Source organism: Candidatus Infernicultor aquiphilus (assembly GCF_002784285.1).
GTDB lineage: Bacteria > Atribacterota > Phoenicimicrobiia > Phoenicimicrobiales > Phoenicimicrobiaceae > Infernicultor > Infernicultor aquiphilus.
Window position 1 is genome coordinate 1 of record NZ_PFKO01000296.1, and the last position, 1,163, is coordinate 1,163.

General features: G+C 31.6%; 2 protein-coding genes. Both read left to right on the forward strand.

The features are described 5' to 3' along the window. Positions 1–208: 208 nt before the first annotated feature. Positions 209–715, forward strand: a complete 507-nt coding sequence (locus COZ07_RS08180) for an IS630 family transposase (protein WP_406608075.1) — start codon at positions 209–211, stop codon at positions 713–715. 23 nt (positions 716–738) lie between these two features. Next, positions 739–1,163: IS630 family transposase (locus COZ07_RS08185; protein ID WP_406608076.1), on the forward strand; the 425-nt coding region annotated here is incomplete at its 3' end.

The window sequence follows — 1,163 nt, forward strand, 5'->3', positions numbered from 1 at the left end:
TATAGACCTGTTGTAATTTACCTCTTGAGCAGGCTTGATCAATGACTAAAAACCAAAAAAATCTTACAAAGCAAAAAGCTCCTATATAAATAGAATTAAAAAAATACGCAAATATAATGGACAAAACGACTTCCTTGAAATACAATGGAATTGAAATTATGCTTAATTACGGCTAACAGTTCTAATATAATTCAAGGAAGTGTTTAAAATGACTAAAAATGAAGAAATAAATATAGTTTATAAGACAATGAAATCTGCTAAAGAAATTAGAATGTATAAGAGATACCAGGCAATATATTGGAGACTGAAAGGAAAAACACTATTTGAAACTGCTGATATTGTTGGAGTTTCCAAAAGAACAGTTGATAATTATTGGGCGAAATATAAGGAGGGAGGCTTGGAGGTACTAAAACCCAAAAAACAACCTGGCGCAAGAAAAAGATTAACAGACAAGCAGGAAGATGAATTGGTTGATATGATACTTAATAAGACACCTGCAGGCGTAGGATTTCCAGCTTCATTTAATTGGACAGCAAAAATCGTAAGAGATTATATTAAAAAAGCATATGATGTAAAATATACTATAAGAGGTATGACAAAAGTATTAAAGAGATTAGGATTAAGCTTTACCAGACCTACGTATACGCTCGCAAAGGCTGACCCGGAGAAACAAAAAAAATTTAAAGAAGATTTTAAAATATTTAAAAAAAACTGATAAATGAAGAAATTAATTATATTTTGTTTCAAGATGAATCCATGATCCGTGATTATCAAGCTATCCACCAAACATGGTTTCTTAGAGGAAAGCAGCGAATAATCCCTACATACGGAAAGCATAGAGGAGTTAAGCTTATCGGTGCATTGGACTATGAGACAGGAGAGGTATTTTGCATTGAAGAAGAAACATATAATGCTGAAGTATTTTTAAAGTTTCTTAAAAAAATAATTGAGAAGTATCCAGCAGGAAAGATTGTAATGATTCTTGATAATGCTCGTATACACCATGCAAAACTAATTCAGCCATTTCTTGAAAAAAACAAGGATCGGTTAGAGTTATTATATTTACCTCCCTATAGTCCAAATTTGAACATCATTGAGGGATTTTGGAAATGGTTAAAGGAAAGAGTGGTAGATAATGTGTTCTTTGGTAAAGTAAGTGAAAT

Coding starts and splice junctions, on each gene's coding strand:
- COZ07_RS08180 (WP_406608075.1), top strand. CDS start 209: ATGACTAAAAATGAAGAAATAAATATAGTTTATAAGACAATGAAATCT.